At 56.4% G+C, this 22,667-nt stretch carries 14 protein-coding genes and 1 pseudogene; 8 read left to right on the top strand and 7 right to left on the bottom strand.

Going from position 1 to position 22,667, the window contains the following annotated elements:
• Positions 1-22: 22 nt before the first annotated feature.
• The 3 genes from ABD931_RS21945 (at position 23) to ABD931_RS21935 (ending at position 5,404) form a co-directional block, all read left to right on the top strand.
• Positions 23-3,661 (top strand): VCBS repeat-containing protein, encoded by a 3,639-nt coding sequence (locus ABD931_RS21945; RefSeq protein ID WP_345270109.1) that lies wholly within the window; start codon positions 23-25, stop codon positions 3,659-3,661.
• Between the two features lie 147 nt (positions 3,662-3,808).
• On the top strand, positions 3,809-4,750 hold the full coding sequence (locus tag ABD931_RS21940; protein WP_345270108.1) for a ribose-phosphate pyrophosphokinase: 942 nt from the start codon (positions 3,809-3,811) through the stop codon (positions 4,748-4,750).
• Between the two features lie 90 nt (positions 4,751-4,840).
• The gene (locus ABD931_RS21935; RefSeq protein WP_345270107.1) at positions 4,841-5,404 is read left to right on the top strand and encodes a 50S ribosomal protein L25/general stress protein Ctc; all 564 of its coding nucleotides are present in this window, start codon (positions 4,841-4,843) and stop codon (positions 5,402-5,404) included.
• Between the two features lie 59 nt (positions 5,405-5,463).
• Here the strand turns inward: ABD931_RS21935 and ABD931_RS21930 are convergent, their stop codons facing one another.
• Positions 5,464-7,728 carry a sodium-translocating pyrophosphatase gene (locus tag ABD931_RS21930; RefSeq protein ID WP_345270106.1) on the bottom strand — a complete coding sequence of 755 codons (2,265 nt, stop codon included), beginning with the start codon at positions 7,726-7,728 and terminating at the stop codon, positions 5,464-5,466.
• Positions 7,729-7,935: 207 nt separating this feature from the next.
• On the opposite strand from ABD931_RS21930, the gene ABD931_RS21925 reads away from it, so the two are divergent.
• Together ABD931_RS21925 and ABD931_RS21920 are read left to right on the top strand one after the other, a co-directional pair.
• Positions 7,936-10,443: a PIG-L family deacetylase gene (locus ABD931_RS21925; protein WP_370469345.1), complete on the top strand. Its 2,508-nt coding sequence runs from the start codon at positions 7,936-7,938 to the stop codon at positions 10,441-10,443.
• Between the two features lies 1 nt (position 10,444).
• Complete coding sequence (locus ABD931_RS21920; protein ID WP_345270105.1) at positions 10,445-14,299, top strand: hydantoinase B/oxoprolinase family protein; 3,855 nt, start codon at positions 10,445-10,447, stop codon at positions 14,297-14,299.
• 59 nt (positions 14,300-14,358) lie between these two features.
• Here the strand turns inward: ABD931_RS21920 and ABD931_RS21915 are convergent, their stop codons facing one another.
• The 5 genes and pseudogenes from ABD931_RS21915 to ABD931_RS21895 all read right to left on the bottom strand — a co-directional run bounded on the left by ABD931_RS21915 (position 14,359) and on the right by ABD931_RS21895 (position 17,915).
• Positions 14,359-15,177: a hypothetical protein gene (locus ABD931_RS21915; RefSeq protein ID WP_345270104.1), complete on the bottom strand. Its 819-nt coding sequence runs from the start codon at positions 15,175-15,177 to the stop codon at positions 14,359-14,361.
• Positions 15,060-15,359 (bottom strand): annotated as a pseudogene (locus ABD931_RS21910) (Fic family protein); the annotation flags it as partial. The pseudogene ABD931_RS21910 and the gene ABD931_RS21915, both read right to left, overlap by 118 nt.
• Positions 15,360-15,523: 164 nt before the next feature.
• Entirely contained in the window at positions 15,524-15,814 is a 291-nt protein-coding gene (locus ABD931_RS21905; RefSeq protein WP_345270103.1) for a Fic family protein, read from the bottom strand.
• 63 nt (positions 15,815-15,877) lie between these two features.
• Positions 15,878-16,822 carry an NADP-dependent oxidoreductase gene (locus ABD931_RS21900; protein ID WP_345270102.1) on the bottom strand — a complete coding sequence of 315 codons (945 nt, stop codon included), beginning with the start codon at positions 16,820-16,822 and terminating at the stop codon, positions 15,878-15,880.
• Positions 16,823-16,922: 100 nt separating this feature from the next.
• A complete protein-coding gene (locus tag ABD931_RS21895; protein WP_345270101.1) occupies positions 16,923-17,915 on the bottom strand; it encodes a sialidase family protein in 993 nt (330 codons plus the stop codon).
• A gap of 240 nt (positions 17,916-18,155) precedes the next feature.
• Between ABD931_RS21895 and ABD931_RS21890 the strand changes: the two genes are divergently transcribed.
• The 3 genes from ABD931_RS21890 (at position 18,156) to ABD931_RS21880 (ending at position 21,106) form a co-directional block, all read left to right on the top strand.
• Positions 18,156-19,337 (top strand): Nramp family divalent metal transporter, encoded by a 1,182-nt coding sequence (locus tag ABD931_RS21890; RefSeq protein WP_345270100.1) that lies wholly within the window; start codon positions 18,156-18,158, stop codon positions 19,335-19,337.
• 165 nt (positions 19,338-19,502) lie between these two features.
• Positions 19,503-20,141 carry a carbonic anhydrase family protein gene (locus tag ABD931_RS21885; RefSeq protein ID WP_345270099.1) on the top strand — a complete coding sequence of 213 codons (639 nt, stop codon included), beginning with the start codon at positions 19,503-19,505 and terminating at the stop codon, positions 20,139-20,141.
• Between the two features lie 158 nt (positions 20,142-20,299).
• The gene (locus ABD931_RS21880; protein WP_345270098.1) at positions 20,300-21,106 is read left to right on the top strand and encodes a hypothetical protein; all 807 of its coding nucleotides are present in this window, start codon (positions 20,300-20,302) and stop codon (positions 21,104-21,106) included.
• A gap of 75 nt (positions 21,107-21,181) precedes the next feature.
• On the opposite strand, the gene ABD931_RS21875 is transcribed toward ABD931_RS21880, so the two are convergent.
• Positions 21,182-22,642, bottom strand: coding sequence for a DUF6600 domain-containing protein (locus tag ABD931_RS21875; protein WP_345270096.1), 1,461 nt, complete (start codon positions 22,640-22,642; stop codon positions 21,182-21,184).
• Between the last annotated feature and the right edge of the window lie 25 nt (positions 22,643-22,667).

Genomic DNA, 22,667 nt, shown 5'->3' with positions numbered 1-22,667 from the left:
CGTCAAACTTCAAACTAAAAAAATGAAGTACACGTCTTTTTTCACCCTGTTGCTGGTTGTGGGGATTAGTGCCTGCCGTACATCAACGCAGTTTGAATTACTGTCGCCCAACGATACGCACATTACTTTCGGCAATGCGCTGACCATTGCCGATACGATGAATATCCTCGACAATGAGCTGGTGTATAATGGAGCCGGTGTCAGCGTGGGCGACTGGAACGGCGATGGCCTTCAGGACCTGTTCTTCACCGCCAATATGGTCGATAATGCGCTGTACCTGAACAAAGGCAATCTGGAGTTTGAGGATATTACCCGAAAAGCGGGTGTGAGCAAGCCAAACAAATGCTGGTCGGCGGGCTCCACGGTGGTCGACATCAACGCCGACGGTAAACTGGACCTGTACGTTTCCAACATGATGTACGGTGATGCCGACCTGCGCCGGAACCTGTTGTATGTCAATCAGGGCAACGATGGCCAGGGGGTTCCCCACTTCAAAGAACTGGGCCGGGAATATGGCCTCGACAGCGACAGCCACTCCGCCCAGACTGTATTCTTCGACTACGACAACGACGGCGATCTGGATGCCTATATCCTGGTCAATGTCATGGATATGCAGTATGCCAACCAGTACCTGTCGAAGCAGATGCAGGCCAACTCCCCCACCGCCGACCGGCTGTTGCGGAATATGACGGTGGAGTGGAGAAAAGGAAGACAGGACGAAAGGAAGACGGAAAGAAAATCGGCAGGTGCTAACTCCTCTCCTTTTTTCCTTCCCTCCTCCTATTCTCCTTCCTCCCCTCTTTTCATCGATGTCTCCCGCGAAGCCGGCATTGAAGCGCAGGGGTATGGGCATGGGGTATCCGTAATGGATATTAACCAGGACGGCTGGCTGGATATTTACGTGACCAATGATTATCTCTCCAACGACAACCTGTTTATTAACCAGCGCGACGGCACCTTTAAGGACGCCGTTCACGACTGCATGAAGCACCTGTCGTGGTCGGCAATGGGCAACGATGTGGCCGACATCAACAACGACGGCCTGCCCGACATCGTGGCCATGGATATGCTGCCGGATTATAACGAGCGCAAGAAAGCCCTGCTGCGGGCCAACAACTATACCCATTACATCTTTACGGAACAGTACCAGTACGAATATCAGCACATCCGCAACACGCTGCAACTTAACCGGGGACTTGATCCGCAGACGGGTCTGCCCCGCTTCAGCGACATCGGCCAGATGGCCGGCATCAGCGAAACCGACTGGAGCTGGTGCCCGCTCTGGCTGGATGCCGACAACGACGGCTACCGCGACCTGTTCATCACCAACGGCTTTCCCAAAGACATCACCGACCAGGATTTTCTGGCCTACCGCAACGACATTGCCAGCGTAGCCACCTCCAAAGCGGAGCTCTACCGGATGATCCCGGAGGTGAAGATCCCAAACTACGTCTACCGCAACCGGGGTGACCTCACCTTTGCCGATAAATCCAAAGAATGGGGATTCGATACGCCTACCTTTTCCAACGGAGCAGCCTATGCCGATTTGGACAATGACGGCGACCTTGACCTGGTTGTCAACAACACCAATGATTACGCCTACGTCTACCGCAATACCCTGAACGAGCAGGCCCAAAAACCGCACTACCTGCGCATCCGGCTTACCGGACCCAACCTGAACCCAATGGGCGTCGGGGCTACCGTGCAGGTGTTTGCGGGGAGCAACCGGTATTTCGCCGAACAGAACATTGTCCGGGGTTATCTGTCTACCTCCGAACCGATTCTGCATTTCGGGCTGGGCAACGCCGGTAAGGCCGATTCGGTCCGGATTGCCTGGCCCGACGGCCGGCAGCAAACCCTGACCAACATACCGACCGATCAGGTACTGACCGTGGTTTACCAGCATCAGGCTCCCGGTAGGGCTGCCTCTCCGGTTTCTGCTCCCTTGTGGACCAGCATCATGCCGGAGTTGCTGGGCCTTACGTTCCAGCATACGGAGGGCGATTACATCGACTTCAACGTGCAGAAAACGCTGCCCCATAAGTTTTCGCAGCAGGGACCGGGCATTGCCGTTGGGGATGTCAACGGCGACGGGCTGGATGATTTTTTTGTCGGTGGATCGTCAAAGGTCGAAGGGTCACTATTCCTGCAACAGGCAAACGGCACGTTCAACGAGCAGAAACAAAAGCTGAAGCACCTGACAGACGCCAAAGAAGAAGACCTGGGTGTACTGCTGTTTGATGCCGACGGCGATGGCGATCTGGATCTGTACTGCGCCCGTGGCAGCTACCAGCACGAAGCCGGTTCACCTTACCTGCAGGATGCCTTGTATGTCAACGACGGCAGGGGCCACTTCCGGCGAGACAGCCTGGCACTGCCGCACGAAACGTCGAATACCCTGACCGTTCGGGCCGCCGACTTCGACCGGGATGGCGACCTCGATCTGTTTGTCGGCGGCAGCACCGTACCCAGGGCTTATCCTCAAGCCGACCGCTCATTCCTCCTCCGCAACGACTCACCGGCTCCCAACCAGCCCCACTTCACCGATGTAACGCAGCAAATCGCTCCCCAACTGACCCACATCGGCATTATCTCCGACGCCCTCTGGACCGACTACAACAACGACGGCTGGCCCGACCTCCTCCTCGCCGGCGAATGGATGCCGATTACGATACTCCAAAACCAGCACGGGAAACGAATTACCCAGTCAACCACTCAACCACTCAACCAGGCCACCGGCTGGTGGACCAGTCTCTGCGCCGGGGATTTTGATAACGATGGTGATACCGATTACCTGGCCGGCAACTACGGCCTCAATACCGCCTACAAAGCCTCAGAAGCTGAACCGCTCTGGGTGTACGCCAACGATTTTGACAGCAACGGCAGCTACGACGCCATTCTGGCCCAGCACGACAACAACGCCAAAGGCGAACGCCATCTGTATCCCTACCACACCCGCGACGACATGATCAAGCAGTCGCTGCTGTTCCGGCGACGCTTCCTGAAATACGAAGACTTCGGCAAAGCAACCTGGGAGCAGGTGCTGACACCCGAGGAGACCAAAAACGCCCTGATTCGCAAAGCCACGTTCCTGCAAAGCTGCTACCTGGAAAACCTCGGCAACGGCCAGTTCCGGATGAGTCCGCTCCCGACGGAAGCCCAACTCGCCCCCATCTTTGGTATGCTGCCCTGCGACATTGATGCCGATGGCCTGCTGGACATGCTGCTGGTTGGTAACGACTACGGCATGGAGCTGGTACAGGGGCAGGCCGATGCCGCCTATGGGTTGGTTCTGAAGAATCTTGGTGATGGACGCTTTCAGCCCTTGCCAATGGCTAAATCTGGTTTTGTGGTACCCGGCGACGCGCGGGCCATTACCCGGCTACAGCTTGGAAAAAACCGGCAGCTCATCCTGGCGACCCAGAACCGGGGGCGGCTGCAAGCCTATGAACTACCAAACCCAACGCAGCGGTTTATCCCGCTCCGGCCCGACGACGCTAAGGCTATACTGACCTTTGCCAATGGCCGCAAACGCCAGGTCGAAGTTTTTTACGGCAGCACCTACCTCTCGCAGGAATATCGGCGGTTGTGCATCGACCAGCAGGTCCGGCAGGTCGAGCTGATTACCTACCAGGGGCAGCGTCGGCAGATCAATCTATAAGGCGCCCCCCAAAAACTGTCTACTGCTTCTTGAAATACTGCTATAATCCGACGTATTTAGTTCAATGAATAACTACCAGGAAGCTAAATCAGGCAGAAATGGCATATTTAGCTTTATTTTCGTACCTTTGCGCAAATTTTCGGCACGATGGCTTCGTTCAATCCGGTGAAGATTTTTGCGGGTAGTCAGTCGACTTACCTCGCCGAAAAAATCGCTCACTACTACGGTAAAGACCTCGGCGGATACACCCTCCGCCGATTCAGCGACGGTGAACTTTCCCCCAGTTTCGAGGAGTCGGTGCGGGGCTGTGATGTGTTTATCATCCAGTCGACGTTTCCGCCTTCCGACAACCTGATGGAACTGCTGCTGATGGTGGATGCCGCCCGTCGGGCTTCCGCGCATTATGTCACGGTTGTGATTCCGTATTTCGGATACGCCCGCCAGGACCGAAAAGACAAACCCCGGGTGGCCATTGCCGCTAAAGTCGTGGCCAACATGCTGGCGTCAGTACACGCCGATCGGCTGATGACCATCGACCTGCACGCGGGACAGATCCAGGGGTTCTTCGATTTTCCGGTGGATCACCTCGAAGGCACGTCGGTGTTTGTGCCGTACATTCGGAGCCTGCAGCTGGATAACCTGGTGATTGCGTCGCCGGACGTAGGCGGAGCGGCCCGCGCCCGAACGTTTGCCAAGCACTTCAATGCCGAAATCGTGTTGTGCGACAAGCACCGCAAGCGGGCCAACGAAATTGCGTCCATGCAGGTGATTGGGGATGTGGAAGGAGCCAATGTCGTGCTGATCGACGACCTGATCGATACGGGCGGTACACTGTGTAAGGCCGCTCAGATCATCATGGAGAAAGGGGCCAAATCGGTGCGGGCGGTGTGTACGCACCCGGTCATGTCGGGCAAAGCGCACGAAAACATCGCCAACTCGATGCTGGACGAACTGGTGGTATCGGACACTATTCCCATGCGGGAAACCAATCCGAAAATTAAAGTGTTGTCGGTAGCCGAGCTGTTTGCCAAAGCCATCGGCCGCATCCGTGATCATGAATCTATTAGCTCACTTTTCATAAAATATTGAGCGATTTAGCGATTTAGTGATTGAGCGAGTTTTCTTGCCTGTCACTTCTCACTCAATCACTCATTCACTCAATCACTAAATAAATTTCAAATGAAAAAACTCGAGATTGTAGGGTATAAAAGAGCGAATCTCGGCAAATCAGAGTCTCAGGCCATCCGTGCTGAAGGCAATGTGCCGTGCGTTCTTTACGGAGGTCAGGAGCAGGTTCACTTCTATGCACCGGCTATTCTCTTCCGCGATTTGCTGTACACGCCGGATGTATACGAAGTAACCCTGAATATTGAAGGCGACGAATACCGCGCCATTCTCCAGGATACTCAGTTTCACCCGGTAAGCGATGCCTTGCTGCACGCTGACTTCCTTCAGATTGTTGATGGAAAAGACCTTAGAGTAGCCGTACCGGTTCGTCTGGTGGGCACGGCTCCGGGTGTTCAGAAAGGTGGTAAGCTGGTGACCCGCGTGCGGAAACTGCGCGTTACAGGACCGGCCGAAAATATCCCCGATTATATTGATGTCGATGTGTCTGGCCTCGATCTAGGTAAATCCGTACGGGTTAACCAGATCAAAGTACAAGGCATTACGCTGCTGGAGTCGATGTCGAACCCGGTAGCAACTATTGAAATCCCGCGCTCACTGCGTGGTCAGGTGAAGTAATAATTTTCTTAGCTAATAGATATACAAAAAAGCCGGCCCGATTGGGCCGGCTTTTTCTTTTACCGATTCGTATCCCGTCTCATCACCGAGCCGTCATCGGACCGCTCGTCGACGGTGGATTCGCGGCCGGGGGCGTCGGAATCCTGAACACGGCCGGCCGGTGGTACGATCGGCTGTTCGATGCGCGGATCGGTACCACTTTCTACCGTACCTGCCGGTACTGTGATGAACGGAGCGATCACCAGCGAGACTATAGACATCAGCTTGATCAGGATGTTCATCGACGGACCGGAGGTGTCCTTGAACGGGTCACCTACCGTATCTCCGGTCACCGACGCCTTATGCGGCTCCGATTTCTTGTAGTACATCTGCCCGTTGATCTCTACACCTTTCTCGAACGATTTCTTGGCGTTATCCCAGGCCCCACCGGCGTTGTTCTGGAAAATACCCATCAACACCCCCGATACGGTTACGCCGGCCAGCAGCCCCCCTAATACCTCAGGGCCAAAGATAAAGCCGACAATAACGGGAACACTCAGGGCTATAGCCCCCGGCAGGATCATCTCCCGGATCGACGCCTGGGTCGAGATGGCTACGCACTTCTCATATTCCGGCTTACCGGTTCCTTCCAGGATGCCCGGAATATCACGGAACTGACGACGTACCTCTTCCACCATTTTCATAGCGGCACGGCCTACAGCCGCGATACACAACGACGAGAAGATGAACGGAATCATAGCGCCCACAAAGAGGCCTGCCAGAACGTCGGCTTTGTAAATATCAATAGCGGTAATCCCCGATATACCCACAAAGGCGGCAAACAGGGCCAGCGAGGTCAGGGCGGCTGAGGCAATGGCGAAACCCTTACCGGTAGCGGCTGTGGTGTTTCCTACGGCATCCAGAATATCCGTACGGCCCCGCACCTCATCGGGCAGGTGGCTCATTTCGGCGATACCCCCGGCATTATCGGCAATCGGCCCGAAGGCGTCGATGGCCAACTGCATGGCCGTGGTTGCCATCATACCGGCGGCCGAGATAGCCACCCCGTACAGACCGGCAAATTTATACGACATAAAGATACCGGCCGCCAGCACCAGAATCGGCAGTACCGTCGACTCCATACCGACCGCCAGACCACCAATAATGTTGGTGGCGTGACCCGTACCCGACTGCCGGATAATGGACAATACCGGCCGACGGCCCATGGAGGTGTAATACTCGGTGATGATCGACATCAGCGCCCCCACAACCAGACCCGTTACGATGGCATAGAACACATCCATCCGGTCGAAAACCACCCCGCGAATGCGCATGTCGACGTCGGGCAGCATGGTTACTACCAGGAAGTAGGAGGCAATCAGGGTCAGGATGATGGAACCCCAGTTACCCATGTTCAGGGCACCCTGAACATTGCCGTTATCATCTTTGACGCGAACGAAATAGGTAGCGATGATGGAGAAGATCAGGCCCATGCCGCCAATTACCAGCGGCAGCACGATCGGGGCATGGCCAAAAATGTTAACGTCTGCCGGAATCCGGATTTCACGGCCCAGCACCATCGTTGCCAGAATAGTTGCCACGTACGACCCGAACAGGTCGGCCCCCATACCAGCCACGTCGCCCACGTTATCCCCCACGTTATCGGCAATAGTGGCCGGGTTACGCGGATCATCTTCCGGAATACCGGCTTCAACCTTACCCACCAGGTCGGCCCCTACGTCGGCCGCTTTGGTGTAGATACCGCCACCCACGCGGGCAAAAAGCGCAATGGATTCGGCACCCAGCGAGAAGCCGGCCAGCACTTCCAGCGCTGTCTCCATTTCAATGCCGTTCAGATTACCCGAAGCGGACACGTACATATTATAGAAGAGAATGTATAAGACACTCAAACCTAACACTGCCAGACCGGCCACGCCAATACCCATCACCGATCCACCGGTAAAGGAAACATCCAGCGCACGGGTCAGGCTGGTGCGGGCGGCATGGGCGGTACGCACATTGGCCCGAGTGGCGATTTTCATGCCGATATAACCGGCCAGCGCGGAGGTGAACGCTCCGATGGCGAAGGCAACTCCAATTACCCAGTCGGAGTTTTCAACTAATGTTGCCGAAAACGCGAGAACTACGGCAACGATAAGACCAAACACGATTAAGACCCGCCACTCTGCTCGTAAGAAGGCAATGGCACCGTTGGCGATGTATGTCGAAATTTCCTGCATACGGGCGTCGCCGGCGTCCTGCCGCGAAACCCAGCGGAATTTGGTAAACATCACCACCAGACCGATGATGCCCAACAAGGGAACTACATAAAGACTCTTGTCCATGCGTAAAGTTTTAAGGATAGGTTATTTGTTTTTGTTTAAGTGAGCGCAAATATAGAGTTTGGCTGCGGATTTCAGCAAAAGAGACCCCTCTGGAAATAGACCAATTTAAAGGCAAAACGGTAATATTTTGATACAGAAGACCTAAATCTGAACAGGCCTCTTTATTTTTGTCAAATTGGCATTCAGACTTTTATCCTGCTTTTAGCTGTGCGTATCCCAAACCTGTTCGTATTCCTCTCCAGCCTCCTCGGTCTGACCGCCGGAGCTGTTGGCCAACCGTATCGATCGACCTCCGCCGGAGATATCCTCCACGACCTGAAAAAACTCAACGTTGTCGGCTCGGCGCTATACGTAGCGGCCCATCCCGACGACGAAAATACCCTGCTGCTGACCTACCTCGCCAACGAGCGGCAGGTCCGGACAGCCTACCTCTCGCTGACGCGGGGCGATGGCGGTCAGAACCTGATCGGCCCGGAGCAGGGCGAAAATATCGGGGTGATTCGTACCCAGGAACTGCTGGCCGCCCGGCGTATCGACGGTCCGCAGCAGTTCTTCAGCCGGGCCTATGATTTTGGGTTTTCCAAATCGACGGATGAAGCCGTGCGAACCTGGGGGCAGGATAAAGTTTTAGCCGATGTGGTCTGGCGGGTTCGCCAGTTTCAGCCGGACATTATTATTACCCGCTTTCCGCCCGACGCCCGCGCCGGTCATGGTCACCATAGCGCGTCTGCCTACCTGGCCGAAGAAGCGTTTAAAATTTCCGGCGACCCCACCAGGTACCCCGAGCAACTCGCTTACGTAAAACCCTGGAAGGCGAAGCGGATCATGTGGAATATCTTTATTCCGGGGGCCTTCATGAGCAATAAAAAGCCCGACGAAGCCGGTAACATGGTCGGAGTCGAAACCGGCCTCTATAATCCGCTGCTCGGTAAATCGTACGGCGAAATTGCCGCCGAAAGCCGCAGTCAGCACAAGAGTCAGGGTTTTGGGGTACCCGCCAGCCGGGGCTCCCGCATCGACTATCTGCTGGTCAGAAACGGCGATCCCGTGCAGCAGGACCCCTTCGACGGTGTAGATCTGAGCTGGAAGCGCGTGCCGAACAGCGGCCGGGTGCAGGAGCTGGTGAACCAGGCCATCGCCACCTTCCGGCCCGAACAGCCGTCGGCCTCCGTACCGGTGCTGGTGAACCTCTACCGCGAATTGCAGAAACTGGATGCCGGTAATACCTACGTGGCGGCCAAAAAGCAGGACGTTGAGAAACTGATTCAGGACTGCCTGGGCTTGTGGTTCGAAGCCAATCCGGCCACCTATGCCGCAGCCCCCGGCGAATCGGTCCGCGTTACGCTCAGCGCGGTTAACCGGAGCAATGTACCGGTGCAGTTGACCAAAATCCGGCTACCCGACGTCGGGCGGGATACCACCCTGGCCCTGTCGCTGGCAGCCAACGACCAGCAGATACTTCCCGTCACGGTAACCATTGCCCGTAACCAGCCCATTTCGCAACCCTACTGGCTGCGGAAGCCGCTGGACCGGGGCCTGTTTCAGGTAGATGACCAGCGGCTGATCGGTTTGCCGGAAAACCCGCCCGCTCTGATCGCCGAATTTACCTTCGATATCAACGGGCAACCGTTTACGTTCTCGCGGCCGTGGATCTATAAGTCCACTGACCCCGTCGACGGCGAAATCTACCGCCCATTTGTCATTCAGCCCGACGTAATGGCCAATCTGGCTGATCGGGTGTATGTCTTCGCCGACAATACGCCCAAGACCGTGGAGGTTATCCTGAAAGCCGGCCGGGCGAACGTCGCCGGTACGCTGAAACTGGAGACGCCGGAAGGCTGGCGGGTGGAGCCGGCGCAACTGCCGTTCAGGCTGAACGATAAGTTTCAGGAACAGCGGGTAACCTTTACCGTCACGCCGGCCGGCCGGGCTGCCGACGGCAAACTCCGGGCCGTGATGACAACCAATACCGGCACCTTTACCACGGGACTGCGACTGATTCAGTACAAGCACATCCCGACGCAGACGCTGTTTCCCCCCGCCGAAGCCAAACTGGTGAAGCTGGACGTAAAGGTTAGGGCCAAAACCATAGGCTACATTGCCGGAGCAGGCGACGAAGTACCGGCCGCCCTCCGACAGATGGGTACGCAGGTAACCATGCTCAGCGAAGCCGACCTCAACAAGAGCGTATCCGGCTACGACGCCATTGTGGTAGGCGTTCGGGCGTACAATACGGAAGAATGGCTGAAGAATTACCAGGCAAAGCTGATGGAGTACGTCAGCAACGGCGGCACCATGATTGTGCAGTACGTAACGCCCGGCGGCTCGTTTATTCAGAATGGCCTGAAGGTCAACCAGCTTGGCCCGTATCCGTTCTCCGTGGGTCGCGATCGGGTGGCGGAAGAAGACGCCGTTATGACGTTCCTGAACCCGCAGCACCTGCTGCTGAACACCCCGAACAAGATTACCCAGAAAGACTTTGAGGGCTGGATTCAGGAGCGTGGGCTGTACTTTGCGCAGGATTGGGACAAAGCCTACGAGCCGCTGTTCTCCGCCAACGACACCAATGAAGCACCCAAACAGGGCAGCCTGATCTACGCCAAATACGGCAAAGGTCATTTCATATATACCGGCTTATCGTTCTTCCGCGAGCTTCCGGCCGGTGTTCCCGGCGCCTACCGGCTCTTTGCCAACATGATTTCGGCCGGCAAGTAGCATGTACCAAATCTGGATTGATACCGGGGGGACTTTTACCGATGGTTTAGCGCTGACTCCGGATGGAACGCTCCTCCGTGCCAAAGTACTCAGCAGCAGTTGCCTGCGGGGCATTCTCACCGGAGAGCCGCAACGGCTCCGGCTGGAAGCATCCTGGCTTACGACGCCCATCTTCGACCAGTATCAGCTCCGGCTTGTCGAATTCGGCGATACGGCTACGGTAGTTTCGCTGGCTTCCGATGGCACCCTAACACTTGATCGCGTTCTGACTGCCCCACTACCCGCTACCGTGGAGTTGTTTACGGGCGAAGAAGCGCCCGTTCTGGCTACGCGGCTACTCACCCAAACTCCGCTGAGCCGGCCTTTTCCACCGCTCGCTATGCGGCTGGGCACCACCCGTGGCACCAACGCCCTGCTCGAACGCAAAGGGGGCCGGGTTGCGCTGCTGGTAACCAAAGGATTTAAAGACTTGCTGCGCATTGGCACCCAGCAGCGGCCGGACCTGTTCCAGCTCGATATTCCCCCGCCGGAGTTGCTGTATAGCCACGTGTACGAAGTAGACGAACGCCTTACCGCTACCGGCGAAGTGCTCAGGCCGCTTCAGGAGGCTACGCGCCTGATTGAGAACCTGAAAGTTACCGGCGTTGATGCCGTTGCCGTTTCGCTGCTGAACGCCTACCGCAATCCGGTACACGAACGGCAACTCGATGATGCGTTGCGGGATGCCGGCTTTCCTGCCGTTACGTTGTCGACCGACGTTTCTACGGCTATTCAGTACGTTGCCCGGACCCAGACGGCCGTAGTGGATGCCTATCTGACGCCGGTTTTGCGAGCCTATCTCGACAATCTCACCCGCCAATTAGGTGGGCAATCGGTGCGGGTGATGACCAGCGCGGGCGGCCTTGTCAAAGCGAATTTATTCAGGCCCAAAGATAGCCTGCTGAGCGGTCCGGCGGGTGGCGTTATCGGCTCGGCGGCTGTTGCCCGGCAATTGGGTTTCGACCGTATTCTGACGCTCGACATGGGCGGCACCAGCACCGATACCGCCCGCTACGACCACCGCGTCGACTACCGCTTCTCCACCAGAATTGGTGCCTTTGACCTCCAGCTGCCCTCCCTGGCCATTGAAACGGTAGCGGCCGGCGGTGGGTCGGTTTGCTGGTTCGACGGGGTACAGCTTCAGGTCGGCCCCCATAGCGCCGGAGCATCGCCGGGGCCGGCCTGTTACGGTGCCGGTGGCCCCCTCTGCATTACCGACGTAAACCTGCTGCTGGGCAGGCTTCACCCCGGTCAGTTCGGCATTCCGGTTTTTCCTGAACGGGCACAGGCAGCCCTGCTTTCGCTGCAGCAACGCATTGCCGAACAAACAGGTAACCCCATCCTCGAGCGCGATTTACTGCTGGGCTTTGCCCGCATTGCCGATGAAGCGATGGCCGGCGCTATCCGCAAAATCTCCGTTGCCCGTGGCTTCGATCCGCGCGAATATGCCCTGCTGGTATTTGGCGGGGCAGGTGGCCTCCACGGCTGCTCCGTCGCCCGGCTGCTCGGCATCGACCGGCTGATCCTGCCCTTCGACGGGGGCCTGCTGAGCGCCTACGGCATGGGACAAGCCCGCATTGAGCGAATGGCCTCAGCGCCGGTGCTGCAACTGCTCTCGACGGTAGAAGCAGAACTGCCGGACCGAATGACCAACCTCATCCGGCAGGCTACCGATGCGCTACGGCAGGATGTGGGCACGGAAACTCCGCTAGACGTACAGTCGGTACTCCTTTTTCTCCGGTTGCAGGGCCAGGAAACGGCGATTGAAGTGGCACTACCCTTTTCGTTTATTGCCACGCCAGAGCGTTCTTCCGGAATCCCTCCTGGCGTAGGGGTGACAGAAAATGCCGGGATGATACAACACATTGAGGATGTCTTCCACGAAAAATACCAGCAGCTCTACGGCCATTACCCCACCGGCAAAGCCATTGAAGTTGAAGGTATCCGGGTGGTGGTCAGTACCGTCGGCGAAGAAGAACCCGTCACGGCCCCGCCGGTTTCGCACACCCATGTACTCCCAGCGTTTACGTCGGCCTCCTACCCCGCCTACGATTGGGCCCAACTCCGCGAAGGAGATACCTTCCGGGGACCGGCCCTGCTGCTCAACAAAACCTCCTCGGCCTTTATCGAACCCGGCTGGCGGCTCGTAGTCCGGGCCAACCAGAACGCGGTGGTGGAGTATGTTTCTTCCGATGAAGCGCTATACAGCGAACTGGCCGAGGTAGCCCAGACCGAATTGTTTGCCCGGCGCTTTACGGCCATTGCGGAGGAGATGGGCGCTCAGTTGCAGCGCACCGCTTTCTCCGTCAACGTCAAGGAACGGCTCGATTTCTCCTGCGCCCTGCTCGACGAAAATGCTGAACTGCTGGTCAACGCCCCTCATATTCCGGTGCATTTAGGCAGTCTGGGCGTTTGTGCCCGGCTGGTGCAGACAACAATTGGTATGGGTCCCGGCGATGTGGTCATTACCAACCACCCTAAATACGGCGGTTCGCATCTGCCCGATGTAACGCTGCTGAGCGGGGTCTTTACCGATACCGGGGAGTTGGTCGGCTACGTCATCAACCGCGCCCACCATGCCGAGATTGGCGGGAAGGTGCCTGGTTCCATGCCGCCCGATGCGGTAAACCTGGCCGAAGAGGGCGTGGTACTGGCACCGCAATACCTCGTCAGGCAGGGCGTATTCTGCTGGGAAGAGGTAGAGAAAGCGTTTACGACAGCCTCCTACCCCACCCGCGCCCTGGCCGAAAACCGGGCCGATATTGAAGCCGCTTTAGCTTCCTTACGAGCCGGAGAGCAGGCGCTGCTGAAACTGGTGCGCGACCACGGCCTGCCAACCCTCCGCCACTACATGCGCCGGCTCAAACAGGCCTCCGCCGATGCGCTGCGGGCAGTATTGGCTCCGCTGGAAGATCAGACGTTTGACGCCGAAGAACTCCTGGACGACGATCAGCGTATTTTCATCTCCATCACCATCCTCAACCAGATCATCACCTTCGATTTCACCGGCACGTCCGACGTCCATAAAAACAACCTCAACGCCAACCGGGCCATTTTGTACAGTGCCGTTCTGTACGTACTGCGGCTGTGGCTCAGGTACGGCCATCCGGGGTACGGCCATCCGGGGTACGGCCATCCGGGTAAAGACATCCCGCTCAACGAAGGGCTAATGGAGCCGGTGCGGCTTATCCTACCCGGATCGTCCTTCCTGAATCCTGATTTTGACGATGCGTCGGAGCGCTGTCCGGCGGTGGTCGGCGGCAACACCGAAGTAAGCCAGCGGTTGGTGGATACCTTACTGAAGGCGCTGGGCTTAGCCGCCTGCAGCCAGGGTACCATGAACAATTTCCTGTTCGGCAACAGCCAGTTCGGCTATTATGAAACCATCGGTGGGGGAGCCGGTGCCGGGCCGGGTTTTAACGGCCGTTCGGCGGTCCACCAGCATATGACCAACACCCGCCTGACCGACCCCGAAGAACTGGAACGACGCTATCCGGTGCGGCTGCATCAGTTTGCCGTTCGTGAAGGCTCCGGCGGTGCCGGTCAGTGGAGCGGGGGTGACGGTATCATTCGCGAAATCGAGTTTCTGGAGCCGGTACAGACTACACTATTAAGCCAGCACCGCGTAGTTGCTCCGTATGGTATGGCCGGCGGCCAACCCGGACAGACTGGCCGACAAACGCTGATTCGCGCCGACGGTGACGAAAAGCCATTACCCGGTATCTTCACCATGCCCCTTGAACCCGGTGACCGTGTTCGGATTGAGACGCCGGGGGGCGGAGGATGGGGTGTTAGGAGTGATGACGGAGCCGCCTAGATGGGACCGCCTGGGTGGCCCCGCCCGGCAGTTATAAGGGGCTGGCAGTTGTGAGGATGCTACTTGGTTTTCAGGCTACGTTTAATCTGGCTTAAGACTTCTTTCAAGGTCTCCCTTACCTTTTTCTCAAAGGCGGGAAGGTCAGGGCTGACGGTATAAGGCTGCCGCCAGGTGTACTCCATAATCGGTTCAGACCCGGCATCATGCTGCCATTCCAGCCGTGCCGAGTACTGATACTGCTCGGGAGCGAATGTAAGTTCCTCCTGACACAGCAACGACACCTGGGTCAACGGCAGGTAATCGGAATTGCCCAGCCTTGTGGTAAAATAGACCTCTTTTACAGGATGGTATTTCCCGATCAGTGCCGATAGTCTCTTGACTTTGCTTGTGCTGAACAAAAAGACATCCGTGTTCTCAGACGTATCTCCACTTTTGGCTGCCTTGTAAACAGCCGCGAAGTCAGGCACTTCCTGTTCGGTTACTGTACTGCCCCGATCGTCTACGGCCACAAACCGCATATCAGCCGAACCTCCTTTGAAAAAGGGATTCAACTTCGCCAGCATCTGTGAGGATAGGTCCAGCAACTCACCAAGTCCCTGTTGGATCAGGTTTTGTACTACTGATGATTTATCTTCCAGCAGTAGCTTTTCACCTGTAGACTCCAGTTGCCGCGTCAGCAAGAAAATTTCTTTATCAAGGTCGTCCGGATCTTCCAGGGGTTCTCCTTTTGCCGCCTTCAGGTATAAATTAAGCGAATCAATCAGGCATTCGCCAAAAATAAGGCCAGGACCGCCAATCCTTCTTCCCGTGCCATTAGAATGGTTCGCCGATACTGTTCGCGCTGATCTACCTTTACGATGTACGGCGGGTAGCCGCATTGCATCAGTATGAGGTTGGAGAGAATCCGCGCCAGCCGTCCATTTCCATCATTAAACGGATGAATGTTTACAAACTCAAGATGAAAGTGAGTGGCTATTAATAGCGGATGTATGTCATACTGCTGTTTTCGGCGCTTAGGCGGATTAATGGCGTTGTTTGTCCAGTTGACCAGTTCGTTTAACCGTCTGGGTACCTCTTAGGGAGAACAAAAGTCGATCCGCTCTCCGCGGTAGTTGTATAAGTAATTGCCGCGGTCTTTGTATTTACCAACCAATATATCGCTCCGATAATCTTCGAATGGTTCTGCCAGAATTAGTTTATGAAATTCTTCGATCAACGATTCCTTCAGCAGCTCCTTTTTTTGGCAAGCTTTTCTAACTGTTTAATCGCTTCGTTATGCCCTTCCAGATCCAGATGATCGCGCAGGGGCTTACCCTTGGCCGTTATACCCCACAGCAGCAATGTACGGGTATCTCCGTAGGTAAGTGCATTCCCCTCAATGGCATTGGAGTGATACGTCCAGTCAAGGCGAACCTTCTGCTCAAGTCGCTCAAGGGAGTCCTTTGAAAGCGGTCCGAGGGCATCGATCTGAACTTTTAACTGGTCAATCTGGTCGATAACGTCTTTTAAGTCCATAGCGCCTGATAGGCATGATTGAGACTCGGGTGGGGTCGATACGACAACTGCGGTGGTCATTGGTCAGAACGTCACTACGACTTTCCCTCTGGTTTTGCCGGTTTCTACCTGCCGGTGCGCTTCGCTGATCTGCTCCACCGGCACCGCCATAGATACCTCCGACCTGATCGTACCTGCTGCCAGCAATTGCGCCAGTTGCTGCATCTGTTCGCCGTTTGACGCTACCAGAAATGCTTCGACCCGGAGGCCTTTGGCCGCAGCTTTATCGGCGCTCTCGCCTGATAAGCCGCTCAGGATGCTCACCAGTGTACCGCCCGGTTTCACGGTATCTACCGATCGGTCTTTGGTATTGTCGGCCAGAGTTGCCACCAGCACCACATCGGCATCCTGCACCACGTCTTCAAATCGTTGATTGTTATGATCAATGTGCTCGTCGGCACCCAGCGACAGCACAAAGTCCCGGTTGGCGGCCGATGAGGTACCGATCACATAAGCGCCCAGGTGCTTCGCGAGTTGCACGGCATAGTGCCCTACCCCTCCGGCAGCCGCATGGATCAGGATTTTTTGTCCCTTCTGCAGGTGCGCTTTATCAACTAACGCCTGACAGGCGGTCAACGCAGCCAGGGTGGCCGCAGCGGCTTCTTCATGGGTGATATTGGCGGGTTTGTGGGTCAGGTGAGCCGCCGGTGTCGCCACGTATTCGGCATAGGCGGCTCCGTAGCCGGGGAAATTGACCATCCCAAACACTGCATCACCCGGTTTGAACGTAGTCACACTGGCTCCAGCCTCAACGACCTCTCCGGATATATCCCAGCCCAAAATCAGCGGCTGGTGTTCTTTCAGTTGATTGGCGAATGCTTTTCCCTGCCTGGTTTTTACATCCACGGGATTGATACCGGCGGCTTTTACCCGAACCAAAACGTCATTATCCCCGATCGCGGGTGTCGGCACATCCTGTACAACCAGCATGTCCGGGGCACCAAATTCTGTTAATACAACTGCTTTCATCGCGGCAAAATAAAGAAAAAAGCATCCCGGACGAGATGCCTTTCGGTAGTTTTAACCAAATTGACCAAACCGGGTGACCTTCCGGCTTAGCGGTCTGCCCTTATAATTTCCTGGGATCAAGCACGACATATTTAATGCGCTGCCGCTTCCAGGTGTAGGTGATATGCACCAGCCCGTCGGCCGTCTGAATCATGGCCGGGTACGAGTACTCGCCGGGCTCATTTTCCAGCACCACCGCCTGTTTCCACTGTTTCCCATCCGGCGAAACCGCCACGCTGAGCGGAGTACGCAGTCCGCTCCGTGCACCGGGATTAATGGTAACCGGATTATATACCAGCAGATGTCGACCGTCTTTTATCGACACCCCATCGAAGCCCGAGTTTGGGTTAGGCAAACTGGTACTGACCAGCGGAGACCAGGTTTTGCCGCCATCGGTCGACCAGCTTTCCACGACATATCCGTTGGTACTGCGGCAGAGCGCCTGCAACTGTCCGTTTTTATGCACCAGCACCGTCGGCTGAATGGCCCCGAAAGACTTGCCGTCGTTGATGGCTTCGGTCTTCTGCCAGGTTTTTCCCCAATCCGTGGTCGTCTCAAAGTGAACGCGCCAGTTATCGTGCTCCGAGCTGCTGGGACACAACAGGGTATTATTCGCCAGCAGCACGGGTTTATCCTTGATCGGTCCCAGAATCCCTTCCGGCAGCCGCTCGGCGTCCGACCAGGTTTTGCCGCCGTCGGTCGATCGTTTCAGCAGCCCCCACCAGGTCGAGGGGCTGGGACCAACTTTGTAAAACAGGATCAACTCGCGGTTGGGTACCTGAAACAGCACGGGATTCCAGCAGGGCAGCCGCTTGCCGTCGGCCTGCACACCCGTTGCCACCTCCACGGGGGTAGTCCAGCGGTTACCCTGCCGTTGACTCACCCAAATGCCGACGTCGGGATGGCGTTCGTGGGTGCCCCCAAACCAGGCGGCCACTAGACCCTGCGGGGTTTGGGCCAGCGTAGAGGCATGGCATTGGGGAAACGGAGCCTGCTCATAAATCAGCTCACTACGCAGAATAGCCGATTGCTGATCGGGCTGGGCGAAGGCCATTCGGCAGGCTAGCAGTAACAGGGCAGATAAAAAACCGGAAAAAGGGACGGTACGCATACGAATGGGTTAGCTGAGTGGGTTACATGACGTAGGGCTTCATTGGCAAGTCACGCCATAAAGATGATAAAACCAAAAGACAATCAGGCCGGAAATTATACCGATGCTGCCGGTCAAATCAATCATTTCTGTAGTTTGCAGCATTCCCGTTCCTGATTCCCGTAACCTGTCGCTTATCCTACCATGGCAAAAACGCTCGCCCTCCGTACCGGCTTCAGCAGTTTATTATTCTGGTCCGTCATTTCAGCCGCTTTTATTGGCCCAGGCACGGTAACTACCTGTGCCCTGGCCGGCTCCCGCTTCGGTCTGGAACTGTTGTGGGCGCTCACCTTTTCGGCCATCAGTACGGTGGTGTTGCAGGAGGCAGCCGCCCGCATTACGCTGGCTTCCGGCTATAGCCTGGGCCAGATCATCGCGCTGTCGTACGGGGTTCGTTCGCGGGCTATCGGCTGGTTTTTGTTTCTGGCGGTTGCGTTCGGCTGTGCCGCCTACCAGGCCGGCAACATTCTGGGGGCCGTCTCCGGCCTGAGCCTGCTGACCAACTGGCCCGTCCATTGGCTCACGCCGGCGGTTGGTCTGGTCGGCATTGCGCTCCTGTGGATAGGCTCCACCCGCTGGATCGCGCAATTTTTGGGCCTGGTTGTGTTTGTGATGGGGATTGCCTTTGCCTATGTGGCGTTCAGTGCCGCGCCCTCGCCGGCCGCTTTTGGCCGGGCCCTGGTGGTTCCGGCTCTGCCCGGCGACTCGCTGGTGCTGGTCATCGGCCTTATCGGCACCACCATTGTGCCCTACAACCTCTTTCTGGCTTCGGGCATCGGGCAGGGGCAATCACTGCCCCAGATGCGGTGGGGCATTGGACTCGCAGTCCTTATCGGCGGGTTGATTTCAATGGCTATCCTGGTCGCGGGAACACTGGTGACGGGGGAATTTTCGTTTGGGCATATTGCCCAGACCTTATCGGATCGGCTGGGCGGCTGGGCCGGTCGTTTGTTTGCATTTGGGCTGTTTGCCGCCGGCTTTACCTCCTGTCTGACAGCTCCGCTGGCGGCTGCCGTGACGGCCCAGGGGCTGCTGGGCTGGTCACCCGGCTCCGCTTCCTTCCGGTCGGTATGGCTGCTGGTTATGGCTGTGGGGCTGACGTTCGGCTGGCTGGGTATCCGGCCGGTGCCGGTCATTATTACGGCCCAGGCGATCAACGGCCTGTTATTGCCGCTGGTTACCGTCTTTCTGCTGCGGGCCGTCAACCACAAGCAGTTACTTGCTGCGCGTTACCGCAATTCGGTCCGGCAAAACGTCGCCATGCTGCTTGTTGTAGCCGTTACTGCATTTTTAGGGTTGCGCAACCTCTGGCTGGCCTTTCAGTAACATCGATCCTGAATTCGTTGAAACAATTCTCTTAAACAATCCCGCAAAGGCCAGGTTGATTCTCTACGTATTCTTCACTAATTGCGATCAGACAACGAGATTTCTGTTGGCCATAGCTTTTAGTAAGGATTCTAAGTTTATATCCCAACCAAAACTCACTTTGTTATGTACGAAGGTACCAAAGAAGCGCAACAAGCCTTATCGCCCGAAGCCGCCCTCGACCTGCTGAAACGGGGCAACGATCGTTTCTGCAATAACCTGCACCGGAACCGCGACCTGCTGGAGGAGGTACACGCCCGCAGCACCGGACAATATCCTTTTGCCACCATTCTGAGTTGCATGGACTCCCGCGCCCCTGCCGAGCTGATCTTCGACCGGGGTATCGGCGATATTTTTAACATCCGCATCGCCGGCAATATTCTTAACGACGACATTCTGGGCAGTATGGAGTTCGGCACCAAGGTAGTTGGCTCAAAAATCATCCTGGTACTGGGCCACACAAGCTGCGGGGCCATCAAAGGGGCCTGCGACCATGCCGAACTGGGTCACCTTACCCAATTGGTGCAAAAAATAGTCCCGGCTATGGAACGTGAAACCACAAACCAAACCGAGCGCAACGGTCAAAATTTAGATTTTGTTAATAAAGTGTCCGAACTGAATGTTCGTCTGGTCATGGATCAGATCATCAAACAGAGTCCAATTATTGCGGAGCTGGTCGATGAGGGCAGTATCAAAATTTACGGGGGTATGTACGACGTAACCAGTGGTGCGGTTTCCTTTCTGGAGGAGTCAATCCACGCCTAGCTTTTTACTTGGGTATACGAGGGAATCAAGTAGAAAAGCAACCATCGGACTTATTTTCCGATGCCGGTGCAACCTTTTACTGGTTTTAAGAATCTATACCGTTATTCAACGGTATAGATTCTTATTTTGTATTTTCGCCATAAACTAAAGATCTGGCTATGAAACGGGTACGTTATTTGCCGACACTGATCCTGCTGCCTGGCTTACTGAGTATACTCAGCGGCTGTGCGCCATCGGTTTACCAGCTTCGTCCGGTCTCCGGCGATGTGGCCCTGATTGAAGGCCGGCCCGTTACCAAAGCGGAGAAAGACGGCATTGTGGTGGTGGCCTCGTACGAAAAGGTGGATATGGACTATGTAGTCCTGGATGTCGAAGTAAAGAACAAGACCGAGCAGGCCATTGACCTAAACCCCGCCGACTTTTCGGTCTACGTCCTTAACCGCGATAAAGATACGCTAACCCGCCCCAATACCTATCAGCCGTACATCCGTCAGGCAGCCGACCCCATCTACGAAGCCGATGTAGTAGCCCGCAATCAGATACGGGAAGAGAAGCGGTTGAAGCGGGCCAGAATTATTAACACGGTATTGCTGGTGGCGGTGATCGCCAGCGATGTAGCCTCTACTACCTCCCGCAAAAACCAGACATTCGATCAGTGGGCCACCAACCGGGCGTCGCACAATGCTGCTTATCAGGCTATTCAGCTAAAGCGGATGATCGACCATGGCTCCTTTGCCGACAAGATGCAGCGCTACGACTACGAAGCCTACCGCTGGAAACAACTCGCGCTGAAACCGACTACGGTGCCGGCCGGCGAATCGGTGCGCGGCTTTGTGTACCTGCCCAAAACGCAGGAAGCCGCTTACCTGCTACTCAATTATCCTACGCCGTCGGAAAATGACAAGGTCGCGCTGCTGTTCGAGCAACGGCAGGAGAAGGTTACCCACAAACGCCGGAACCGATAATCGGAGCTACACTAATCAAAAAAAGCCATACTCCATCCGGAATATGGCTTTTTTTGATTAGGTATGTACTAGCTGTTAAAATGGGCCACGCCGGCCGCCCCGCGCACCACCCGTCTCCTCGCCGGACGGGCCTGGTGATGGCTGCTGCTCGCGCACTTGTGGGCGTTCGCGCTGAATATGTACCTCCGGGGCAGGCTGTGGCTGGGCTACATCGGCCCCGCGCCGGCCTCCCTGAAAACCACCGCTGCCAAGTCCCTGCCGGTCGTTGCTTTCGCTGCGTGGCTGCGGTTGCATAGAGCCGCCATAGTTCTCAAAACGGCTCCGGGGTCGTTCAACCTGAGTCTGCGGATTAACCGTCGTCTCGTCGGAACGGGTCCTGCGGTCCTGATTCCGGTTGTACTGCTCAGAGTAATTCGGCTGCTGATTGCGCGATCCCTCAAACGGGTTGGCCCGGTTGTCGGAGGGTTGAGTTACTTCCGGCTGAGTGTAGTGCCCCCGCGAATTCTGCCGGTTGTACGTTCCATTATAATCCCGGTTAGTCGACGGCGATTCGTCTGCCGATGACCGGCCCCGGTTGGTGCCGTAGGAATCCGGGTAGGCATTTCCCCGCGAATACCGGTCCGGCGTATCCGGGTAGCGGTTGCCATAGGTACTCCGGTTGTTGGGCCGGGTAGCGCCGTAGCCGGGGTAATTGGAATCCCGACGGTTGTAGCCGTTGTTCCCGTAGTTCCGGATGTCGGGGCGGTACAGGCCCACATAGCCATCGCGGATGACTGTACGACCCGGACGGTTCATATTGTCGATGCGGTATACCGGCACGCGGCTCCGGGTTACGTACTCGATCTCGTTACGGTACGGACCGTACACATACGCCCGGTTATTGGTCCGGTATATGTTGTTGATGATCGTGGTATTGTTGTAGATGGTAATCACCTGCGGCCGGGGTACACAGTAGCTGTACAGCCGGGGACTGGTGATGTACACCTGCGGCACAAAGACCCAATGCCGGGCCGGAATATTGAGGTTGACGTTGATATTCACGCCCGGCCCCAGCGGTGCCCAGCCGTAATAGCCTCCGCCCGACCGCCAGCTAACCCAGGCCGGTCCCCACTCGTAACCGGGTACCCAGGTCCAGCCGTAATAGTTGTCTAAAAACCAGCGGCCGTAGTGAAACGGAGCCCAGCCCCAGGCATAATCAGATACCCAGGTGTTGCCGTATTCGGTAATCACCCAATGCCCGTTGGTGGCATACGGCTGAAAACTCCGGTCCACTCTGGGAACCCATACCGGGCCATAATTCGGGTGGTCCATCCACTGACCATAGGGGGCCAGGTCATTGTAAAAATCACCGGAGGGGTTATCATAGCCATACGGCTGGTCGTAGCCATAGGGGTCCTGACCATACTGACCCGGCCCGTATTGGCCCTGTCCGTAGGGACCATAACCCGGCTGGGCCATTCCCGTTACCGGGAGAAATGTTCCGACCACCAGGAAGACCAGCAGCCAGATCGGTTTTATTGGTTGAATCGCGCTCATGTTCTGCCGGATTTTGGGATAGCGA

The organism is Nibrella viscosa (assembly GCF_039541875.1).
GTDB lineage: Bacteria > Bacteroidota > Bacteroidia > Cytophagales > Spirosomataceae > Nibrella > Nibrella viscosa.
Note: the sequence above shows the minus strand (reverse complement) of the source record. Positions and strands in the feature narration are given on the sequence as shown.